The 21,583-nt window shown below is 74.7% G+C and carries 15 protein-coding genes and 1 pseudogene; 7 read left to right on the top strand and 9 right to left on the bottom strand.

All coding sequences use genetic code 11. The features are described from left to right. The first annotated feature begins 137 nt into the window (after positions 1-137). On the top strand, positions 138-5,624 hold the full coding sequence (locus WME76_RS35265; RefSeq protein WP_437956577.1) for a hypothetical protein: 5,487 nt from the start codon (positions 138-140) through the stop codon (positions 5,622-5,624). Between the two features lie 57 nt (positions 5,625-5,681). On the opposite strand, the gene WME76_RS35260 is transcribed toward WME76_RS35265, so the two are convergent. Beyond that, positions 5,682-6,830, bottom strand: coding sequence for a serine hydrolase domain-containing protein (locus WME76_RS35260; protein WP_437956576.1), 1,149 nt, complete (start codon positions 6,828-6,830; stop codon positions 5,682-5,684). Between the two features lie 104 nt (positions 6,831-6,934). Here WME76_RS35260 and WME76_RS35255 point away from each other — a divergent pair, with 104 nt between their 5' ends. Next, complete coding sequence (locus tag WME76_RS35255) at positions 6,935-7,942, top strand: LysR family transcriptional regulator (RefSeq protein ID WP_437956575.1); 1,008 nt, start codon at positions 6,935-6,937, stop codon at positions 7,940-7,942. Between the two features lie 76 nt (positions 7,943-8,018). Next, the gene (locus WME76_RS35250) at positions 8,019-8,480 is read left to right on the top strand and encodes a macro domain-containing protein (RefSeq protein ID WP_437956574.1); all 462 of its coding nucleotides are present in this window, start codon (positions 8,019-8,021) and stop codon (positions 8,478-8,480) included. On the opposite strand, the gene WME76_RS35245 is transcribed toward WME76_RS35250, so the two are convergent. Next, a complete protein-coding gene (locus WME76_RS35245; RefSeq protein WP_437962244.1) occupies positions 8,447-8,614 on the bottom strand; it encodes a hypothetical protein in 168 nt (55 codons plus the stop codon). The genes WME76_RS35250 and WME76_RS35245 overlap by 34 nt on opposite strands. Positions 8,615-8,707: 93 nt before the next feature. On the opposite strand from WME76_RS35245, the pseudogene WME76_RS35240 reads away from it, so the two are divergent. Further along, positions 8,708-8,824, top strand: a pseudogene (locus tag WME76_RS35240) (oxidoreductase); the annotation flags it as partial. A 77-nt stretch (positions 8,825-8,901) separates the two neighbouring features. Here WME76_RS35240 and WME76_RS35235 read toward each other — a convergent pair. Both WME76_RS35235 and WME76_RS35230 read right to left on the bottom strand, forming a co-directional pair. Then, positions 8,902-9,267 carry a hypothetical protein gene (locus tag WME76_RS35235; protein WP_433929923.1) on the bottom strand — a complete coding sequence of 122 codons (366 nt, stop codon included), beginning with the start codon at positions 9,265-9,267 and terminating at the stop codon, positions 8,902-8,904. 344 nt (positions 9,268-9,611) lie between these two features. After that, a complete protein-coding gene (locus tag WME76_RS35230) occupies positions 9,612-11,795 on the bottom strand; it encodes a hypothetical protein (RefSeq protein ID WP_437956573.1) in 2,184 nt (727 codons plus the stop codon). A 137-nt stretch (positions 11,796-11,932) separates the two neighbouring features. Here WME76_RS35230 and WME76_RS35225 point away from each other — a divergent pair, with 137 nt between their 5' ends. Then, the gene (locus tag WME76_RS35225; RefSeq protein WP_437956572.1) at positions 11,933-12,634 is read left to right on the top strand and encodes a tRNA-uridine aminocarboxypropyltransferase; all 702 of its coding nucleotides are present in this window, start codon (positions 11,933-11,935) and stop codon (positions 12,632-12,634) included. A gap of 16 nt (positions 12,635-12,650) precedes the next feature. Here the strand turns inward: WME76_RS35225 and WME76_RS35220 are convergent, their stop codons facing one another. The 4 genes from WME76_RS35220 to WME76_RS35205 form a co-directional block, all read right to left on the bottom strand. Continuing rightward, positions 12,651-13,529: a CAP domain-containing protein gene (locus WME76_RS35220; protein WP_437956571.1), complete on the bottom strand. Its 879-nt coding sequence runs from the start codon at positions 13,527-13,529 to the stop codon at positions 12,651-12,653. Positions 13,530-14,140: 611 nt separating this feature from the next. After that, on the bottom strand, positions 14,141-14,581 hold the full coding sequence (locus WME76_RS35215) for a hypothetical protein (RefSeq protein WP_437956570.1): 441 nt from the start codon (positions 14,579-14,581) through the stop codon (positions 14,141-14,143). A 194-nt stretch (positions 14,582-14,775) separates the two neighbouring features. Continuing rightward, positions 14,776-15,291 carry a hemerythrin domain-containing protein gene (locus WME76_RS35210; protein ID WP_437956569.1) on the bottom strand — a complete coding sequence of 172 codons (516 nt, stop codon included), beginning with the start codon at positions 15,289-15,291 and terminating at the stop codon, positions 14,776-14,778. 228 nt (positions 15,292-15,519) lie between these two features. Continuing rightward, positions 15,520-15,729: a hypothetical protein gene (locus tag WME76_RS35205; protein ID WP_061619927.1), complete on the bottom strand. Its 210-nt coding sequence runs from the start codon at positions 15,727-15,729 to the stop codon at positions 15,520-15,522. Between the two features lie 341 nt (positions 15,730-16,070). Here WME76_RS35205 and WME76_RS35200 point away from each other — a divergent pair, with 341 nt between their 5' ends. Then, positions 16,071-17,357 (top strand): hypothetical protein, encoded by a 1,287-nt coding sequence (locus WME76_RS35200; protein ID WP_437956568.1) that lies wholly within the window; start codon positions 16,071-16,073, stop codon positions 17,355-17,357. A gap of 269 nt (positions 17,358-17,626) precedes the next feature. Further along, the gene (locus WME76_RS35195; RefSeq protein ID WP_437956567.1) at positions 17,627-18,604 is read left to right on the top strand and encodes a hypothetical protein; all 978 of its coding nucleotides are present in this window, start codon (positions 17,627-17,629) and stop codon (positions 18,602-18,604) included. A gap of 122 nt (positions 18,605-18,726) precedes the next feature. Here the strand turns inward: WME76_RS35195 and WME76_RS35190 are convergent, their stop codons facing one another. Then, complete coding sequence (locus WME76_RS35190; RefSeq protein ID WP_437956566.1) at positions 18,727-21,507, bottom strand: hypothetical protein; 2,781 nt, start codon at positions 21,505-21,507, stop codon at positions 18,727-18,729. Positions 21,508-21,583: the final 76 nt, after the last annotated feature.

Below are 21,583 nucleotides of genomic sequence, written 5' to 3'. Positions count from 1 at the left end.
TGCGGCGCGCCCCGTCCCCGCGCGGGACGCGGCGCGCCATCGCCGATCGCGCGCTTGCGCTCGCTACCGGAAATCGGATAGCCCGATAGCTCACGGCGCACGGGGCGCAGGATGGCCATGGGAGAAGGGTAATCGCCGTGGATGTCGACGCCTTCGCCGCGTCCGCTGCCCGCCGCGCGCTGCTCGGCGCGGCGCTCGCGCTCGCCCTCGGCGTGACCCCGGGCCTGCCGGGCGCGCGCGAGGCCAGCGCCGCCGAGCCGCTCGCCTGGGTGGCCCCCGACCGCGCGCGGGTGATCGCGTGGAGCCACGGCGCGCAGCGGGGCGCGCCTGCGCCGGGCGGGACGCCGAGCGCGAGCGCCGCGCCCATCGCAGCCGACCCGACCCGGCCCGTCGCGCTCACCGCGGAGCAGCTCCTCCTCGTGCCGGTGGAGCCCGGCGATCGGCTGGAGGTGCGCGGCGAGGTCGCGGGCATCGGCCTCGGCTCCGGCGTCGGCGACGCGCCCGACGTGATCACCTGGATGCCGCTGCCGCCGCTCGAGGGGGGCGCGCGCGACGTCGCGGTGCCGGCCTGGTCCAGCGCGCGCTTCATCGCCGTGCGCGCGGCCGTCCCGCGCGGCGCCGAGAGCTCGCCGGTCGCGGTGCGGGTCGCCGCGCGGGAGAGCGCGCCGCTCGCCTGGCACCGCCTCGACGAGGACGTCGCCGCGTGGCTCGGCGGCCGCGCGCCCGCGCCGGCGACCGCGCCGGCCGAGGCGGGCGCGCTGCTCCGGTGGGTCGACGCCGCGCGCGGCGCGCTGTCTGCGCAGGGCGCCGCCGGCGCTCCTCCCGCGCCGCCCGCCGCGCGCCTCGATCCCGCCGCGGCCGCATGGCTCACCGCGCGCTACCTCGAGGAGTCGCTGCTCCTCCGGCCGCTCGTCGAGCCGTATTTCACCCCGCGCGCGGTCGAGGTGCGCGGCGGCCGCGAGGGCCCCGACCTCCCGGCCGTCGAGCGCGCCACGCCCTGGCGATCGCTCGGGGCCGGGGCGCGGCTCGGCCTCCGCGCGCCCGGCGCCGACGTGCTGCGCATCGCCCTCCGGCCGCGCGCCTACGGGGCCACGCGCGTCGTGGTCCGCGCCGGCGGCGCCGTCGTCCGGGAGATCGCCTGGCGCACCGGGCCGCGGCTCGCGGACGCCGCGCGCTGGCGCGAGGCGCGCTGGATCCGGGTGCCGCTGCCCGTCGACTCGCGCGAGGCGACCGTCGACGTCGTCGAGGGAGAGATCGCCGTCGCTGCCAGCGGCCACCGGCAGCGCGCCGGCGTCGCCGAGCTCGTCGCGCCGCAGCGCGACCGCGCCGCGCTGCTCGACCGCGCGGCGCAGCGCGAGCCCGCTGGCGACAGCGCGCACGGCGCGCACGCCCACGCCGAGGCGCCGCGGCTCCTCGCCGCCGCGGACCGCGCCGCCGCCCCCGCGGCCGCGAAGGCCGCGCTCGACCTCGCCGCGCGGCCGGCCGTGCCGCCGCCGCTCCGGGCGCTCGTCCTCGCCGAGTCGGTGCGCTGGGCGCCGTCCCCCGGCGTCGCGTTCGCGCGCGCGGCGCAGGCCTACGCGGCGGCGCAGGGCGGGGCGGCCGCGATCGCCGCGCCCCTCCAGCGCGCCGCCCTCACGCGGCTCGCCGCCGCGCACGAAGGCCCCGGTGCCGCGGCCGCGCCCTGGTCCGCGCCCGCGGCGGCGCCGCCGCGCGATCCCGCCGCGCCGCCGCGCGGGCCCGCCGCGCCGCCGCGCGGGCCCGCCGGCGGCCGCGCGCACCCGGACGACCTCGCCGCGGTGTCCGCGCTCGGCGCGGCCCTGTCCCCGCCCGTCGACGGCCGCCGGCCGGTCGGGGCGCCCCTTGCCGAGCGGTACGCGCTCGCCCACGGCGATGTAGAGAGCGCGGCGCCCCTCGCGCGGATCGCCTGGGCGCGCGAGGCCCCCTGGGACGCGCTCGACATCCCCGACGGCGTCACCACGTGGAGCTCGGTCTCGCCGCCGCGCGATGAGCCGCCGGCCCCTTCCGGCAGCGCAGCCCAGCGCGGCGCCACGGGCGCGCTGTGCGACGTGAACGCGGAGTCCGGGCTCCGCTGGACGCTCCTCGACGCCCCGCGCGCGGAGCTCACCGTCGAGGCGCCGGCGGGCGCCCACGCGCGGGTGCTCCTCCGGAGCGCCTCGAGCGAGGTGGTCCCCGAGTCGTCGGTGCTCATCGACGGCGCGCCGGCCGCGGTGCACGGCGGCGCCGGGCTCACGTCGGTCGTCGCCGTGGCGCCCGGCCCGCGCACCTTCGCGCGCGCGGCGGGCGCCCCGCCGGTGCTGGCGCGCGTCCCGCGCAGCGGGCGCGCGCCGTGCGCGTCGCTGCGCGAGATCATGCAGTGGGCCTGGGTCGACGGCGCCGTGACCTTCGCGCTCCCCGACCCCGAGCGCGCCACGGTGGCGCGCGTCGTCCTCGCGCCGCCCGCGGTGCTGGGCGAGGCGGCGCGCGAGCCGGAGGCCCCCGGCGGCGCGGCGAGCGCTCCTCGGCCCTCGGGCGCGCCGCCCGCCGCGCGCGTGCTCCGCGTGCGCGCCGGCGCCGCCGTCCACGAGGCCTGGGTGACCGCGGGCGCCACGGGGTCGATCGAGATCCCGGTCCCCGCCGGCGCAGGCGAGCTGCGCGTCGAGACCTCCGCGCCGACGCTGCTCCGCGCCGCCGTGCGGCTCCACCCCGCCGCGCCCGCCGCGCCGCGCTTCGTCACGCCGGCGCGCCCGCCGTCCGGCGCGCCCGTCGACGGCACGCTCGAGCAGATCCGGGGCGCCACGCGCGCCCTCCGCGCCGCGCCCGCACCCGACCGCGCGGCGCTCCGCGCGCAGCGGGCCGCCGCGCTCGAGGGCCTCGGCTTCCCGGCGCTCGCCTCGCTCGACCGCGCCGCCGCCGACGACGACGTTGAAGCCGGGCAGCTCCCCGGCGCGTCGGGCGCGGGCGCGCCGCCGTCGACGGTCTTCTCCCTGCCGCCGGGCAGCCCGCCGGCGGTCCCGCTCGGCCTGCCCGCGCGCGTGCCGCCGCTGCCGTTGCCCGGGGACCGCGCGCCCCTCGCCAACGCGCGCGCGGCCCGCGTCGCCGGCGACCCGCGCCGCGGCGTCGCGCTGCTCGCCGGCCCGGCGGCCGACAGCGCGGGCGCGGACGCGCTCCTGCTCGGCCTCCTCGCCGAGCGCGCCGGCGACGCGCGGATCGCCGCCGACGCCTTCACCCGGATCGGGCTCGCCCACCGCTCCGCCGCGGCGCTCGCCCGCGCCGCGAACCTCGCCACCGACGTCGCTGCCGGCGCCCCGACGCCCGACCGGCTGCTCACGCTGCGCGCCCTCGCGCTCGCCGAGCTCGCCGTGCAGACGGCCGACCGGGAGGCTGCCGGCGGCGGCCAGGGTGCCGCGCCGGCGTCTCCCTCGGCCGGCGCGCCGGCGTCTCCCTCGGCCGGCGCGCCGGCGTCTCCCTCGGCCGGCGCGCCGGCGTCTCCCTCGGCCGGCGCGCCGGCGTCTCCCTCGGCCGGCGCGCCGGCGTCTCCCTCGGCCAGCGCGCCGGCGTCTCCCTCGGCCGGCACGCCGGCCGGAGCTGCGTCGCCGGTCCAGCTCCCGCCGGCCGCCCTCGCGCGGCTCGCGCCGGTGACCGGCTGGGCCGTGCCGCCGCGCGCCGACGCCACGGCCGGATCGGCGACGCTCGAGATCCGGGCCAGGGCCGACCGCGACCTGCCGCTCCGGGTGCGCGTGCGCCGCGCGCTCGTCGACGCGCCGGAGCCGGCGCTGCTCATCACCGACGGCGCGCGCGCCGAGTTCCGGCTCGACCGCGCCGCGCCGGGCGCCGTCGTGCTCGACGGCGTCTGCCGGGCGCTCGATCGCGACGAGACCCCCTGCGCGTTCTCCGTCGCGCTCGACGGCGCCCCGGTCGCGTGCTCCGCCGCGGCCGCGCCCATGGTTGACCGCTGCGTCGTGCAGGTGCCGCGGGGCAGCCACCGCGTCGAGGTGCGGCCTCCGGCGGACCAGAGCGTCCTCGGCTGGATCCGCGCGACCGCCGCCGGCTCGGCGCAGCCGTTCTCGGGCCGCGTCCTCTCGACCTGGCACGACATCGATCCCGCCCGCCCCCTGGAGCTCGCGTTCGTCGGTCCGACCGTGGTGCGCATCCGCGCCCGCGCCGCCTACGAGTGCGCCGCGTCGCCCCGCGGCCGCGCCGCGCCCGCGAACGGCGACGACCCCGCCTGCCGCCCCGAGATCACCGCCGCCACGCCGGCCGGCCTGCTGCGCTACGCGGTGTCCCCGCTCGACGGCGCGCCCGCCGCGCCCGCCGCAGGCGCTCCCGGCGCGCCCGCCGCAGGCGCTCCCGGCCCCGGTACGCCCGCCCCGGTCGACGAGGGCACCATCGCGCTCGACACCGCCGAGGACGCCGCCGCGCGCCGCCTCGGCGTCACGCGCGAGCCGTTCTTCTGGCTCGGCGGCGAGGTCGAGACCCGCGTGGCCGTCCTCCCGGAGGGCCCTCATGTGCTGCGCGTCGCCTCGCCCGCCGGCAGGTCGCTGCTCCGCGTCGAGCTCGCCGTCGCCACGGGCGCGCCCCGCCCGCGCGTGCCGCCGCCCGTGCCGCCGCCGCCCGCGCCCCTCGCGCCGGCGGACGAGCCGCTCCGGCCCGCGCCCCCGGTGGGCGAGGACCCGGACGCGGGGCCGCTCTCGGTCGGCGCGTACGCGCGCGCCGTCGACAGCGAGCTCACCGAGGAGGACCTCCGCCTGCCGCTCCGCTTCCTCGAGCTCGGCGTCGACGTCCACCGCGAGCTCGTCGAGCGGCGCGCCTGGATCGCCGCCGCCGCGTTCGGGCGGCTCCGCGACGGGCCGGAGAGCTTCGGCGCCGAGGCGCGCTTCGACCTGAGCTCGCGCGGCTGGGTCCCCGGCGCGGCGCTGAGCGGCCGCGTCGTGTTCCAGCCGGGCGCCAGCGACGCCGTGGGCGGCAGGGCGAGCGCGAGCGCGTTCTGGTCGATCCCGATCGGCGAGCTCACGCTCTCGCCGTGGGCGGGCTTCACGTACCTCGCCGTCGACGACTCGCTGCGCGGCGTCCCCGGCGCCGACAAGGACATCTTCACGCCGTACGCCGACGAGCACCGCACCCAGGCCTCCCTCGGCGCGCGCCTGCGGCACCGGCCGTTCGTCGACGCCCTCGTCACGGCGGGCACGTCGCTGCGGCTCAGCCCGGTGCCGTCGACGCTCGACCGCGTCGACGCGACGCTCGACCTCGACCTGCTCCCGGGCCGCGGGCTGTGGCCGTGGGTCCAGCTCGGCTGGCTCGCGAGCTACCGGCCCGAGAACGAGACGCGCGACGAGGCCTTCCTGCGCAACGCGTTCACCGCCGGGCTCACGTTCTGGAGCTGGCTCTCGCGCGGACACCGCGTCTCGCTCGGCGCGGAAGGGACGTTCCTGTTCGACATCCCGAGCCCGTCCCAGACCTCGCCGCGCCTCTCGGCGCTGCTCTTCGTGCGCTACGACTTCACCGCCGGCCGCGGCCTCCGCGACTTCCCGCCGCAGGCGACGCCGTTCCGCGACCGGCAGGAGGAGGGGAGCGGCGTGATCGAGCGGGAGCGGCCCGCGGTCGAGCCCTCGTGGGAAGACCCGTAAGGCACGGCTGCCGGGCCGGCGCCGGCGTCCTCCGGACCCCGGGATCCACCTCCCTGCTCAGGCGCCGTACACCGCGCGCGTCACGTCCCTCGTGATCGCCCCCGCCATGCCCTCGAAAGCCGTGTTCGTCAGCAGCACGGCGGAGATCCGCGCGACCGGATCGATCCACCAGAAGTGACCGTAGGCCCCGCCCCAGCGCACGCTGCCGGGGTTCATCGGCGAGCCCGCGGCGCGCGGATCCCGGAGCACGGCCGCGCCGAAGCCGTAGCCCCACCCGTCGCCGAGGATCGGCGACTCGATGGGCGCGATCTGATCGCGGAGCATCTCGTCGATCCAGCGCCTCGGGGCGAACGCGGCGCGCGTGCGCAGCGCCTCGAGGAAGCGGTGGAAATCCTCGGCGTTGCCGACCATCCCCGCGCCGCCGGACGGGTAGGATCGGGGATCGAGCGCCCGCGACGGCGCGAAGACGGCGCCGGCCCCGGCGAAGGGGACGTAGATCCCGTCCACCATGCGGACCGGCTCCGGCTCGCCGTCCGCGTACGCCGCGGCGAGCGCCGAGGGATCGCGCGGGGTGAAGGACGCGCTCGCCATCTCCAGCGGGCCCGTCACCGCCCGCGCCACCGCCTCGGGCAGCGGCTCGCCGGTGACGCGCGCGACGAACGCGCCGAGCACGTCGTGCGACAGCGAGTAGAGGAACCGCGTCCCCGGCGCGAAGGCGAGCGGCAGGCCCGCGAGGCGGCGCAGGTTCTCCTCGATCGAGAGCCCGGGCTGATCGAGCCCGTCGGAGACGCCTGCCGCGTGGTACGGCCCGTCGCGCGGCTCGAGGAACGCGTACGCGAGGCCGCTCGTGTGCGTGAGGAGCTGGCGCACCGTGATGGGCACGGCCCGCCCCGCGAAGCGCGGCGCGAACTCGGGGAGCCAGCGCGTGACCGGATCCTCCAGCGAGAGGAGGCCGCGATCGACGAGCCCGAGCACCGCGACGCTCACGATCGGCTTGGTCAGCGACGCGTAGCGGAACGGCGTGTCCTCCCGCATCGGGACGCCGGCTTCCCGATCCGCGAGCCCCACCGCGCGGCGCGCCACGATCGCGCCGTCGCGCGCGACGCGGAGGACGGCGCCGACGATCCGGCGATCCGCGAGCGCGGCGCGGAGCGCCTCGTCGACCCGCGCAGTGAGCTCTTCATCCTGACGTTCAATCCAGCCCATGTTGACCTCCGCGCCTGAATCTAGGCGCCCCCCGCGCGAGGACCAAGGCGCCGGCGCGCACGGCTCTGTTGCTGCTTCGTCAACAATCGGCGAGCCTGACCCGCGTGGATGCGTTCAGCGAGATCGGCGTCTTCGTGCGGGTCGTCGACGCGCGCAGCTTCACCCGCGCCGGCAGGATGGTCGGGCTCACCGCCTCGGGCGTGAGCCGCGTCGTCACGCGCCTCGAGTCGCGCCTCGGCGTCCGCCTGCTCGAGCGGACCACCCGCAGCGTGGGCCTCACCGCCGAAGGCGCCGCTTACTACGAGCGCTGCGCCCGGATCCTCCGCGATCTCGAGGACGCCGACGGCGCGCTCGCCCGCGGGCGCGGCGCCCCGCGGGGCCGGCTCCGGGTCGACGCGCCGACGGTGCTCGGCCGGTTCGTCCTCGGGCCTTCCATCCCCCGCTTCCTCGACGCCTGCCCGGAGGTCTCGCTCGAGCTGAGCCTCCGCGATCACGTCATCGATCCGATCGCGGAGGGCGTCGACGTCGTCCTCCGGATGGCGCACCTCCGCGAGAGCGAGCTCGTCCACAAGAAGCTCGGGACGGCGCGCTTCCTCGTCGTCGCCTCGCCCGCGTACCTCGCGCGCCGCGGCCGGCCGAGCGCGCCCGCCGATCTCCGGCGGCACGACACCCTCGGCTTCCTCGCGGGCGCCGCGCCGCTTCCCTGGCGCTTCCGCAGCCACGGCCACGACATCGTTTTCTCGCCGAGCGGCCGCCTCCACACGAACAGCGTCGACGCCATCCGCCACGCCGCGGTCGCCGGTCACGGGCTGGCGCAGCTCCTCGAGCTGCACGTGCGCGAGGAGCTCGACGGCGGGGCGCTCGAGGTCGTCCTCAGCGCCCACGAGCACCGGGAGGTGCCCATCCACGCCCTCTACACGCGCGACAAGGCCTCTCTCCCCAAGGTGCGCGCCTTCCTCGACTTCATCGCCGAGTGCCTGAGCGCGACGCCGGGCGGCGCGAAGGCGGCCCCCTCGAGCGCGAAGGCCGTCGCGTCCGGAGCGAGGTCGCTGCCGGCGGCGGCCAGGACGGCCCGCCGGCGGGGCGAGCCGACGCCGCGGACGGCGCGGTGAGGCGAGAGAGGCGCCTCGACTTCAGGGGCCCGTCGGCATCTCACGAAGCGGACCGCGGCGGTGCTAGGGTGCCCGCGTGCCGACGATCTTCACCAAGGGCGATCTCCTCAACACCCCGGATCTCCACGCGTACGCGCACGGCGTGAGCTGCGTGGGCAACATGGACACGGGGATCTCCGTGGCGTTCAAGAAGCGCTGGCCGGGCCTGCTCCCGGCGTTCGAGCAGCGGAGCGCCGAGCGGAAGTTCCAGCTCGGGGAGGCCTTCATCTGGAGCGAGGGCGGCGACACGGTGTACAGCCTCGCGATCCAGGAGAACGCGACGAAGAGGCCCTCGCTCGCCGCGCTCGAGCGCTCGCTCGCCGCGATGGTGACGCACGCGGTCGGGGCGGGGATCGCGCGGATCGGCGTGCCGCGCGTGGGCGCCGGCAAGACCGGCCTCGAATGGCTGCGCGTCAAGAGTATCCTCGTGAAGGTCGCCAACGACAAGCCGGTCACGCTCGTGGTCTACGAGCAGTTCGTGCGCGCCCCGGGCGCCTGACCTGTCCTCACGAAATCGATGAAGGCGCGCAGCGGCGCGGGGACGAGCCGGCGTCCCGGATAATAGAGGAACGGCCCCGAGAAGCTCTGCCACCAGGGCTCGAGCACCGGCTCCAGCGCGCCCAAGGAGACCATGATATGTCCAAGCTCAACGCCGCCGGGACCCTGAAGCTCGGCCACCGCCACGTGAAGCGCCTCGGTTACGGGGCGATGCAGCTCGCCGGGCCCCCCGGCACCTCGTCGGTGGCTCACCTGCGCGAGAACCTCGCCGCCGCCGCGCTGGAGCTGCCGGACGAGGTGATGGCGGCCCTGGACGGCGTGGGAGCGAGCGCGGACGGGGCCTGAAGCCCGCCGCCGGGCTCAGGCCCGCAGCAGCTCGACGCCCTGTCCAGGGTCACGCGGTCTCCGAGGAGCGCCGACGCTCACCACCAGCCGATGTCCTGGATGACGGTGCCGATGTCGCCGTGGCGCACGAACGCCCGGTTCTGCCGGATCTCGTACGATTTCGGCGAGCCGTCGACGATGCCCTGATCGAAATGGTGGCACTCGAGCTTGTGGACGCCCTCGCCGTGCATCAAGGCGCCCTTCAGCTTGATGTAGGTGGCGTTGTGGCGCATCTGGAGCACGCGGATCGCCTCGTTGCTCGCGTCGATGAGCAGCTCGAGGTGGACCGATTTCACCTCCTTCGGGTGGGAGGCGTCGAACGCGAGACTCACGGCGATGCCGGCGTCGAGCAACGCCTCGATGTCCGATGTTGAGAACGTCTCGTACACGGTGATCTTCGCCATCGCGCGCTCCTTTCGAGGGGTGTGCTCGGGGCCGTGCCACGCACGGAGCGACGAGCAGGGGATCCCCGGCGCAGCGTGGCCGGAGACCCGGTCTGGAGGTATCGACGGCATACCCCCCATGAAGCCTCGCTACTGCAAGGCTCCTCGGGATGCAAGCGACCGGCACGTGTCGTTCGCGCGCGTGTCGTTCGCGCGCGTCCGTGTGTCCGGTTACAGGACGTCACGCCATCAGGCCATCAGGCCATCACGTCATCAGGCCATCAGGCGATCTGGCCATCAGGCCATGGATCCATGAGGCCATCGGTTCGCCGGTTCATCGGTTCGTCGGTTGACCGCCGGTACCGTCAACGGAGGCGCTCGAGCTCGCCCTTCACGGCCGCGAGGCGCGCCTCGCGCTGCGCTTCGAGCTGCTCGACGCGGCGGCGGGCGCCGGACAGCTCGTCCTCGAGCGCCAGGATGCGGACGACCAGCGGGTTCGCGCCGGCAGGCGATCCGCTCTTGTCGCCGAGCGCCTCGAGGTGCTCGCGCAGCCGCGCGAGGTCCTTCTCGATGCGGTCGACGCTCGAGCTCTCGGCCGCCTTCTCCCGGTCGGTCTTCTCCACCTCCTCGAACAGCCGCGCCGCGGCGCCCAGCGCGGCGCGGTCCGCGGCGGACAGCGCGGCGACGTCGGTCGCCGACCGCAGCGCGCGTGACGAGAGCGAGCGCACGTCGTGGGAGCGCTGGAGCGCCTCGTCGATCGTCACCTCGCGCTCCAGCTTGCTCCGCGGCCCGATCCGCAGGACGCCCAGCGGCCTCCCGCTCGCCTCGTCGAAGTCCACCGCGTCGAAGCCCCGGGCGCTGGCGTTCTTCACGATGTCGAGCGCCACGTGGACGCGCCGCCCCTCACCGCCGCGGTTCTCGACCGCGTAGGTGCGCCGGTGCTTGCGGACGAAGTGCTCCGTGAGGCGCCCGCCCTCGAAGACGAGCCGCTGCGTCGCGTCCTCCGGGCGCCGCGCGGTGGTCCGCAGCGCGACGTCGAGATCGACGCCGAACAGGAGGAACGCGCGCTCGCCCGGCTTGAGGCGCGGCAGCCCCGTCTCGCCCGCGAAGCCGCTCGCCTCGTAGACGGCGACGGGCCCCGCGGGCAGCGTCTGCGCGGTGGTGTTCGCGAGGCGCGCGCCGCTGCGGCCCCGCTCCTGCTCGCCCTCGAACCACGTGAGCCGCTGCGCCTCGACGTCCTGCTGCGTGAAGGGGACGAGCGCCGAGCCGTGGGCGCGCAGGCGGAGCCCCCCGGGCAGCCGGTACGTGAACAGCGCGCCGTTCTCGACGCCCACCGCCTGCGCGACCTCGGCGAGGTTGCCGATGCTGAGCGCCTCGCTCTCCTCGGTGCGCCCGTCGGGCAGGGTCATCCCGCGGCCCGTCCCCGAGAGTCCCATGCCGTGGCTGCCTCCCAGCCGGCCTTCGCCGCTGCCGAAGCCCATCGAGGTGATCGACCCGTCGGCGTTGTCGCCCCAGATCTGGTCGGGGGTCTTGTCGGCGAGCTGCGGGATGGTCGAGAGGCTCTCGTCCGGATGGGCGAGCTCCCTGCGCGCGTAGCGCGGGGCGCTCAGCGGGAACAGGAACGAGTCCGGCCGGCCGTTGACGAGCTCCACGCTGACGCCCGCCCAGGGCTCGTCGGTGTCGTTGTGGACGAGCGCCCAGCCCTGCAGCCGCGCGTGCCCGCCCCCGAGGAGCAGCCGGTACGTGGAGCGCCACACCGGCGTCTCGGCGATGTAGCCGAGGCGCACCGGCGCAGCGCTCTCCGCGAGGACGCGCAGGCTGCGGCGGATCTGCGCCGCGCGCCCCGACAGCGCGCCCACGGCGGCGCCGAGCCGGCCCGCGACGATGGGGTCGACGGGGCGCACCTGCTCGACGCGCGAGGCGCGCAGGCGCCGGATCGCGCCGCCATGCTGGATCAGGGTGAGGTACAGGTCCTCCTGGGTGTCCGGCGCGGCGGCGGCGCGCTCCTCCGGCCCGGCCTTGGCCGGAGAGGCCTTCCCGCCGGCCCCCGCGGCGGCGGCGGCCGAGGCGGCCGGCGGCGAGAGCGGTATCGGCGGGGCGTCCGTCACCTCGGCGAGCTGGCCGATCCACGTCTCCGCGCCGGCCGTGATCTCGACCTCGATGCCGCGCAGGCTCTCCAGCACCTCGCGGTACGTCACCGGCGCGTCCGACTCGAGCGGCAGCGCGGCGAGCGAGCGGCTCAGCCCGCCGCTCAGCACGCTGTCGAACTCGATGCCTGTCACGCGCGCTTCTCCGCTGGAGAGCACGATCAACGTCTTGAGCGCGTCATCGACGTGCGAGGCCGGCACGGGCAATGAATCGCTGCTCGGCGAGATGGTTCCGCTGCGCTCGAAGTATCCGACGCCGGTCTCGTACAGCCGCAGCTTCTTCAGGGGAAGCGCCGACGCGACGGCCGGCGAGGCCGCGGGGGGCGCGTGGCACCCGGCGATCAGGACGAGCGTGCTCAGCGCGACGGCTCGACGGCAGACGAGCGCCAGGGGGGCAAGCATGGGTGTCACGACACCGGGGCTCCCGCGAGGTTCCCGGGCGCCGCGCCGGAGCGTCTCTCCGCCGTCCGTGCTAGGGTCCGCCGGCGTGCCAGCGACCGAGATCGCGCGGATCCGTCGGGCCGCCTGGTCCTGACCTGATGACGTTCATCCCGCTGCAACCGCCCGATCTGCCCCCCATCCGCGCGCGGGGGACGCCGCGGTGCCGCGGCTGTGGCCTGCCGCGGGCGATGTGCCTCTGCGGCGCGCTGCCCCGGCTCCCGGTGCGCACGCGCGTCGTGCTGCTCACGCACCGGATCGAGCGCACCCGGAGCACCAACACGGGTCGGCTCGTCGCGCGCCTGCTCGAGGGCGCGGAGGTGCGGGTGCGGGGCGAGATCGAGCCGCGGCCGCGCCCGCCGTTGCCGGAGGGGCGCCGGCTCATGCTCTTTCCGTCGCCGGGCGCGCGCGCCCTCTCGCCCGACGACGGGCGCGGCGAGCCGGTGGTGCTGCTCGTCCCCGACGGCAACTGGAACCAGGCGCGCCGGGCCTTCCACCGCGATCCCGACGCGCGCGGCGCCGAGCCGGTCACCCTGCCGGAGGGCGCGCCGAGCCGCTATGGCCTGCGGCGCGCGCCGCACGAGGGCGCCCTGTCGACGCTGGAGGCCGTGGCGCGCGCGCTCGGGCTGCTGGAGGGCGCGGCGGTCGAGCGACGGATGATGGAGGCGTTCGACGTGTGGGTGCACCGCGCGACGTGCGTGCGGCTCACCGGAAAGCTCGAGGAGGGGGAGGCGGGTTGCGGCGACGAGGACGGCGAGGAGGCCGTCCCGGGCCGGGATCTTCACGGACCCGGGGGCCCGTGAACGTCGGACGCGCCTGTCACCGGAAGTTCTGCACCGCCCAGACGCTGCCGTCCGGGAAGGTGTGGAACCCGCAAGCCACCTCGGTGAACTCGGGGTTGCTCATGTTGATGTAATGGCCGTGCTTCTCGAAGTCCTCGCCGGGCCCCTCGTCCCACATGAGCTGCAGGCACGAGGCGATCATGGATTCGGGGGGACCAGGCCACCCGGGGCATTCGTTCTGCGCCCTCTCCTTGCAAGCGCCGAACGCGCCGTGCGCCGTGCCGGTGTTCCCGTCGGACTCGCACTCTTCATCGGAGCACGACTCGGCCTCGGTCCAGCGCCCGAGGGGCGGCAAGCCGAGGGTGGCGCGGTGCTGGTTGATCGTATCGACGCAGAGCTGCGCCGCGCTCGTCGCGCCGTCGCTGCCGCCGGTTCCGGCGGCGCCGCCGGTCGGGGCGCCGCCGGAGCCGTCGCTGCCGCCGGCGCCGCCGGCCGGTGAGCCGCCGCTGCCGCCGGAGCCGCCGGCAGGTGAGCCGCCGCTGCCGCCGGCCGGTGAGCCGGAGCCGTCGCTGCCGCCGGCGCCGCCGGCCGGTGAGCCGGAGCCGTCGCTGCCGCCGGTGCTCCCGGAGCTCACGGTGGTCGAGCCGTCGCTGCCCCCGGTGGTCACCCCGGTGGCCGGGCCGCCCGAGCCGTCGCTGCCCCCGCTGGCCGCGGTGGTCGTCGCGCCGGCGCCGCCGGTGCTCGCCCCGCTGCCAGGCGCGCCGCTGGAGCTGCCGTCGCCGGCGCCGCTCGACGGCCCGCTGTCCTCGCTCTCGCTCGACGCGCCACCCAGCTCGCCAACGCAGCCCGACAGCACGGAAGCAATGAACGTCGCGGTGAGCACAATGGCTCGTGCGTGAATCCAAGAGTGAAGCATGGGTCGAGTCTATGGCACTTCCGACTCCTGCTCAAATTTGACCGATCTCGCTGGAACTTTGCATGATTGATCGGTTCGCGCGCAATCTGTGGGCTTGCGATGTCTCCTGTGTGAAGGGGCGCGCGTATGTCGTACAGGACGTGGTTCTGTCGGTTCTTGTTTCAGTTGGGCGAGACAAATATTGAAATAGGCAAGCCGCCAGGAGGAGGGAGATCTGTTGTTTGCCTCTCTCGGGACGCTCCTCTCATCTTTGGTGCATCTATCCAGCTGACGCCGGAACGCTGACGCTGGTTGCCTGCGCCGCCAGCCCTGAACCCCGAGAAAACGAACCACAGAGGCACAGAGGGCACAGAGGGCACAGAGTTTTTGTTTTTTTTTGTGGCTGTTCCTCTGTGCCCTCTGTGCCTCTGTGGTTCAAATCTCTTCATTTCTGGGTGTTTCAAGCTGATCGGCGCTCTATCGGCACGATCGAGGAGGGGAACGCGTACGCGCACGCGCACTCCAGACGAGCACGATAGGCGTGAGACGGCAGACGGGGACGGGGGCGCGAGGCGGAGACGATAGACGACGCGCCTCTCCGCACCGGCGCTCACAGCGCCTCGCGAGGACCGCTACGACGTCGGAACCGGCGACTTGCGCAGCCTTCCCCCGCGCCGGGCACCGCTGCGCGACCGGATCGACGACGCGAGGATCCTCACCCCGCGCGCTCGACCTGCCGCGGCGCCCCCGTGGACCGCGGCCCCGCGGGCCTTGAAGGCGCGCCGCGGCCTCGCCCCATCCCCCTCCGCCTGCTGCGCGCCGCGCCTCCGCTGGACATAGACGATCACCGCGCCGGCGACCGCGTTCGCCACCATGAGGAGGTTCGTCGCCACGAAGACCCAGTTGTCGACCAGCCAGCTATAGACGACGAACCCGGCCGAGGCAGCGAGCTGGCCCAGGAACAGCCACTTCGAGACTCCCTCGCTCGTCTTGCTCTTCCACTGCTTGTAGACCTGCTTGCCGACCGTCAGGACGAGGATGATGGAGCTGATCCAGCCGATTGCTTCTGCCATGGTCGACCGCCGAACCGCCGCGCGCGTGCTCCAGGCTGGCGCGCTCCCGGCGGCGCGTCGCGCGCCATCACGAACAGAAAATGAAAATACGGAGGCGGCGAGGGCACCGAGCGTCCGCTGTCGCCGTGCCCTCGTCGCCTCCGTGGCTCAACCACCGCGATCGTGCTGCTGCGGCGCGCTCCGCCGAGCCCTCGTCAGGCCAGGTTGGCCCCGTTCGCGTGCTTCGCGTGGCTCGCCTTGTCGGCGGACGTCTTCTTGTAGCCCGCCGGCAGGAGCGCCTCGTAGCCCTCGGCCAGCCGCTGCTCGAACTCCGCCTTCAGCTCCTTGCCGAGCTCGGAGAGGCGCTTCTCGTCGATGGCCTCCTCGACCTTGGGGAAGAGCTCCTCTTCCTCCTCCTCGACGTGGTGCTGGATCAGCTCCTTCAGCGTCGTCACCCGCGCCTTGAACGAGATGTCCTCCGGGTCGGTCGCGAGCAGCCGCTTCAGCGCCAGCTCGGCGATCGCGTGCTCCTCGTAGCTCTCGAGGATCAGGTCCTCCTTGATCTGCCGCACGGCGGGATAGAAGCTCTCCTGCTCGATCGCCATGTGCGCGACGAGCTCGTTCGCGAGCTCCGCGAGCAGCGGCGCCGGCTCCGACTTGCCGCTCTCTAGCTGCTTGAAGAGGGACTCTACCTTGCGGTGCTGCTTCTCGAGCAATGACGTCGCTTTCATCGTTCTGCCTCCAACGTGCGAGCCGCGCCTCGGCACGGCCGGGGTCCTTCGTGTGTCATCGCCGACCGCGGAGCACCTCGCGTGCAGACCCTCCGGCCAGCTCTCCAGGCGCGCCGAGCCCGGGGACGAGCGTCCGGGCTCGGCCCCAGGCTCGGGCAGCCTGAGCGATTCAGATCGTCGCGCCGCGCTGCGGGCGCGCCGGCGCCAGGGGCCGGCGCGCGCTCGGCGCTAGTCCGTCTTGTCCTCGACCTTGTCCCCCACGTCCTCGGCTGCGTCGCCCGTCGACTCGGCCGCGTCCTTCGCCTCGTCCTTGACGTCGCGCGCAGCGTCGTCCACGGCCTCGCCCGCGTTCTCGGCCGGACCCTCCGGCTGAGGCTTGCTGCCGCCGCAACCGATGACCATGCCGCCCACGAGCAGCGACAGATACAATGTTCTCACGGTACCCTTCCTCCCATGCGCCCGGCGGGGTCTGACCCCGGGCCGCGTTCAACGTCACTCGACGACTCTTCGCTTCAGCCCCCCACGTCCAGCAACGCCCGGGCCAAGCGACGCGATGAGCCCGCGCGTCTTCCTCTCCGTCGCTCCTCCGCTCCCGGGTCGCGCGCTCCTGAGACATATCGCCTCGACCGTGGCGTCCTGCGACGCGCAACGTCCGGCTGTCCGCGTCGCGCCGCGCGCGTGCCCGCTGCGTGGACAATCCGCCGGGCGGCGCCGCAATGCCGTCGCATTCGCTTGGCCCCGGTGCTGATCGGCGCAAGAATCCGCCCGGGAACCGCGACATGATTCACGACATTGCCCGGGCGCTCGGCGCCATCTTCACTGGCGAGCGGGCCTGCCTGCTGCACGCCGTCGTCCCGGCGCATGTCCATGGCCACACGCTCGCGCTGCTGCGGGCCCTGGGCGAGGCGGGCCCCTCGCCCCGCCCGGTGTGGGTCCTCGCCGACCCTGTCTACGGGCCCAGCCGGGGCTGGGCGGCCCGCGAGCGCTCGCTGGCGCGTGAGCTCGGCCCCCTGCCGGCGCCTTCACCGGGGACGCTCGAGCCCGGCCCCACGGTCGAGCCGCTGAGCGCGTTCGCGCGCGCCCTCGCGGCGCACCTCGCCGCCCGCGCGCCGGGCGGCCCCGTCGTGGTGCTCGCGCCGCAGCACGTCGACGACCCCCCGGCGTACGCGCGGGACCTCCTCTGGCTCACGCAGCGCGGCGAGCTCGCGCCCGCGCGCTGGGTCCTGGTGGACGCGGTCCACTCGAGCGTGGGCGACCTCCTGGCGCGCGTCGGCGAGGGCGCGTCGCGCGTCCTGTGGCCCGAGGCGGACAGCGCGGCGGTCGTCGAGCTCGAGCGCCTGCTCACCGATCTCTCGGCCCGCGGGCAGCGCCTCCCGGCCGACCTGGAGATGCGCATCGGGCCTGGCTCGCCGCTCCGCACGCCCGAGCTCCTCCCGCTGCGGCGCCTTCTTCATGAGGCGGACCGGTGCTTCCACGCGGGACGGCACGCGGAGGCGGCGCAGCTCCAGAAGCAGGCCGAGGAGATGCTGGCGGGCCGCGGGCTGGGTGAGGAGGCCGTTCACGTGGGCATGCAGCGCGCGCGCTCGCTGATCGCGGCGGGGGTGGTGGACGAGGGGCATCGGGTGTTCGTCGCGGCGCTGAAGGAGGCCGAGCGGCGCGGCCTGCTGGGCATCGTCCCCGAGGCCTATGCCTCGCTCGGCAGCCTCCACAGCAAGCAGCGCCGCTTCCTGGACGCGTCGGAGGCCTACGCCCGCGCCGGAGAGCTCGCCGACCGCCGTGGCAGCCACGAGTTCGCGGCGGACATGCACCGCTGCGCCGGGCACGCGGCGCTCAACGCCGACATGCCGGACGCCGCCGCGAGGGCGTGGCGGCGGGCCTTCGAGCTGCTCGGCTCGGCGGCCCCGACGGTCGGCGCGCTCGAGAAGCCGCAGCAGATCGTCATCCTCGGGCTCGCCCTCGCCGACGTCTTCGAGACGCACGGCAACCTCCCCGCCGCCCGTGGCCTGAGGGGGCACGCGGAGGCGATCGAGACGCGCAATCCGCGGCGCGCGGAGACGTGGAGTTGAGACGCCCGGCTCGATGACGGGGAAGAAGAGGAACCACGGAGCACACAGAGGGATGCAGAGGCACAGAATTTTATCTCTCTCACTCTCTCTCCTCTGTGCCCTCTGTGCCTCTGTGGTTCGTTCTCTCCGGCATGACACCAGGGCCGAGCCCATGCGCGACGCCGTCCCCGCCATGGCGGCGCCACCCGCACGGCGCACGTCGCACGCCCGAAATCGCTTGATTCAAGCCTCGTAGCCGCCTGGTACGCGATCTGCCGTGGGCGCCGCCCATGGGAGACGCCGACATCACCTTGCGCCACCTCGCCCGGAGACGCCCCGACGACCTGGCGCGCGCCTTTGTCTCCGAGGGCCGCCCCGTCGAGGTCCTCGGCTGGATCGACAGTCAGGTCACGAACATCGAGCGCCGCCTCGACAAGGCCCTGCGCCTGCGGGTCGACGGCGAGCCGCGGGTGCTGCACGTCGAGTTCTGCTTCGCGCTCCGCGACGACGTTCCGGATCGCGTCTTCGAGTACCTCGGCTTCCTGTTCGCCGCGTTGCGCATCGAGGCCCCCGGCGAGCCGGTGCCGCCGATCGAGAGCGTCGCCGTGGTCCTCTCGGGCCGCAGACGGCGCTTGCCGGCGACGGGCCAGCGCCGCACCGCCTGGCCGGGGCGGCCGTTCAGCGGCACGCACTTCCGCGTCGACGCCGTCTACCAGCGCACGGTCGGCGAGCTGCGGGCGCGCGGCAGCGTGCTCTGGCTGGTATTCGCCCCGCTTGCACGTAATGCGACCGCGGACGCGCTGCGGGAGGTCGTCGCGGAGATCCACGCGGGGGCGGCGAGCGCCGAGGAGCGGGCCGAGCTGTACGCGGCGCTCCTGGTGATGGCGACCGTCGATCCCTGGGGCCATAATCTACGGAAGGAGCTCGTCATGATGGTGGAGGACAAGGAAGAGGGGCTGCTCCGGCGCACGCCGATCATCGGGGAGCTGATCATCGAGGCGGAGCGACGAGGAGAGGAGCGGGGGGAGCTGCGGGGAGAGCAGCGGGGGGAGCAACGGGGAGAGCGGCGCGGGGAGGAGAAGGCGATCGCGGAGCTGCTCGGCCGCCTCTTCGCGCGCCGGATCGGGCGACGTCCGACGGCCGAAGAAGAGCGCTCGATCGTCGAGCGCGCCCGCGCGATCGGTCCGGGCGAGGTCGAGGACGCGTTGCTCGACCTCGAAGGCGATGCGCTGATCCGGTGGCTCGCGGAGCCGACGCGCCGATCCTGAATCCGCCAGCCGGATGAAGCGCCGGGCCCGCGGTCACCGCTGCGCGGGCGCGGGTCGCGCCACCCGGATCGGACGCTCTCCCGCCACGCCGCCCGCGCGAGGCGCCCACGCGCGGCGCGCGCTCAGCCGGGGCTCGACGGATCCGCCGGATCCGTGCCGGCGTCGCGCTCATCGCCGTCGCGGAGTCCATCGCTGTCGCGATCGACGCCGCCCCGCACGCCCGAGCCAGGCGGCATGCAGGTGTACGTCACCGGGCGCCCGGTGAGCAGGGAGAGCCAGCGCAGCCCGAGATCGCCGACCGGCGGGGCCGCGCTCCGATCCGTGGTGAACTGACCACCTCCCGCATAGAGGAGACCGACCTCCTCCAGGAAGAGCGGGAGCTTCGCCACGAGATCGCACTCCCCGGCCTCCGCGCGCGCGACGAGCAGATCGATCCGCGGCCAGGCCGCCCCCGCGTTGTGCGCGCCGAGCGTGACCTGCTGTCCGACGATCGGCGCCAGGTTCGTGTCGAAGGCGAGCATGAACTCCACGGCCTGCTCGCGCAGGATCACCCCGGAGGCGTCGAGCGGGAAGCCGTTCGGCGTGAAGACGCCCTCCTCGAACCCGATCGCCTGGTGAAAGCGGAAGAGCGTGTCCATGACGCCGTCATGCATGAACCCGAAGCCGCGGATCTGGTCGCCCATGAAATCGTTGTCTCCCGGGTGGAAGAGGCTCGGGACAGGGGCCATGCCGAACATGCCAATCTTCTGGTACAGGTTGCGCAGGTGAGGGTTCTTGAAGCTCTGGCCGTTCTCCTGCCCGACGCTCGCGCCGTCCGTCCCGAAGAAGCCGGGGAAAGGCTCGCTCGTGCCGGCGTTCCCGTCCGGGTCCAGGCTGTGGCACGACGCGCAGGAGAAGGTCCCGTCGACGCCCTCGCGGACGAAGTGATCGCGCCCGGCCTGCTGATCGGGCGTGAGGGAGTTGTCGAGGCTCCGGATCGGATTGGGCGGATACGTCACCTGGAGGGTGAAGTCGGTGAACGCCTCCATGTCGTCGTCGGGAATGGGCGCGTGCCGGCCGAGCAGGTTCGTGAAGCCGGCCTGGAACCGCCGGAACGCCGCGCGCTCGTCGAACGCCCCGCTGTCCGGCTGCGCGCTGGGCTCGTCGAGGCCGCCCGTGCGGTCGCCGCGCCAGTGCATCGGCCCGTGGTTGGCGAGCCCGCGCAGGCTCTGGGTCGTCATCGGCCCCTTCATCGGCTTCAGCGTGGTGTCGGCGGGGAAGGGCGGGTTGATGCTCGTGAACGGCCCAGGGTTCACCTGGGTGACCTCGTCCGGGTTGCCGAGATCCCACGCCAGGCTGTCGAGATCGCCGAAGACATGGCAGCTCGCGCACGACGAGTCTCCGTGGCTCGACGTGAAGCTCGCGTCATACAGGAACGCCCGCCCGCGGACCACGCTGGGCGGCTCGGGGTTGTGGAGCGGGACGTGCGCGATCTCGACGCCGCCGGCGGTGTCGATGATCGAGATGGAGTTGTCGAAGCGCGTGAGCACGTACAGCCGGCCGCGCGGCTGATCGAGCGCGAGCCCGCTCGGCCCGCCCCCGCTCACCGGGATCTGGCGCGCGAGGCTCGGCACGAAGGTGTCGCCCTCCAGCTCGGCCGTCATGAAGACCCCGACCTTGCTCGAGCTGAACGCGGCGACGTAGAGCTTCGCGCCGTCATCGGTCACCGCCATGTCGAGCGGCGTGGCCAGGCTCTTCGCGTTCTCCGGGTTGGGCACGGGAGCGCAGCACGTCGAATAATCGATGTGCTTGTTGAGGTGCCGCGGCGCGGCCGAGCCGCCGCCGAGCACGGTGATCCGGCTCTCGTGCAGGTGTCCCCGGACGCTCGATCCGGCGAAGGTGCCCGGGCCCTCGAAGCGCTCGAGGTTGAACGCCTCGGTGTTGGAGACATAGACCTTTCCGTTCACCGGATTGACGGCCATGTTGTAGAGGACGGTCCCCACGCCGGTGAAGAAGCCGGCGCTGCCGGGGCGCTGCTGCGGCGGGTTGGCCGTCGCGTCGATGACGAAGACGTCCTTGTCGGGCAGCGAGAACCGGACCTCGTCGTCCCAGGTGCGCCCCGCGACGTCGACCCAGCTCTGGCCGTCGTGGCGGACGATGAGCGATGTCTGCGGCTGCGGCTCGCCGAGGAAGTTCGTGTGCGGCGGCGGCAGCCCGCCGCCCTCCTCCACGAGCACGCGGTGCACGGCCGTCGTGCGGTTGCCGGTGTGGAAGCCGGCGGCGTACACCGAGGCCCCGTCCGGGCTGACCGCGAGCGCCCTCGGGGTGTCGGTGAACAGGGTGAGGATCGTGAGGGGCACACCGCCGAGCGACGGGTCGGCGGCGACGGCGCTCGCGTCGAACACCCAGACGTCCGCGCGGCCGACCCCGGGCGTCGTGAGCTGCGGATCGAACGGCGCGTTCTGGCCCCGGTGGGCGGCCGTGATGAACGCGCGCGAGCGCCCGGGGCCCCCGAAGACGATGTCGCGCGGCTCGTCCCCGACGAGGAGCGTGCGCACGACCCGCGGGCGCGAGGGGGACGAGACGTCGACGACGCTGACGCTGTCGGAGAGGTGATTGACGACCCAGACCTCGCCGCCATTGCGCGCGGCGACGGCGACGGGCTCCAGGCCCACGCTCACGGAGGAGAGGTGCGCGAGGCCGCCCGGCGTGACGCGGAAGATCTCGAGACGATTGTCGGGTGTATTGGCCGCGAAGAGCAGCGCGCGGCTCGGCGAGAGCGCGATCGGCCGGACCTGGCCGCTCTCGAAGAGGGTATACGAAGGCGCCGCCCTCGCCCGGCGCGCTGCCATTAGCAGGCACACGAGGACGGCGGCGGCGACGAACAGCGAATCGAGGGCGCGTGAATGACGGCGCGCGAGCATCCAGATCTCCTTGCAAGCGGGTAAAATGAAGTATCCCCTCAGCGTAGGACCGCACGGCGGCGCCCTGGAATCAAGT

Origin of the sequence: Sorangium sp. So ce119, assembly GCF_051524405.1 — a bacterium.
GTDB classification, from domain to species: domain Bacteria; phylum Myxococcota_A; class Polyangia; order Polyangiales; family Polyangiaceae; genus Sorangium; species Sorangium cellulosum_G.
The sequence above is the reverse complement of the archived record's forward strand: the minus strand, read 5'-3'. Positions and strand labels throughout refer to the sequence as shown.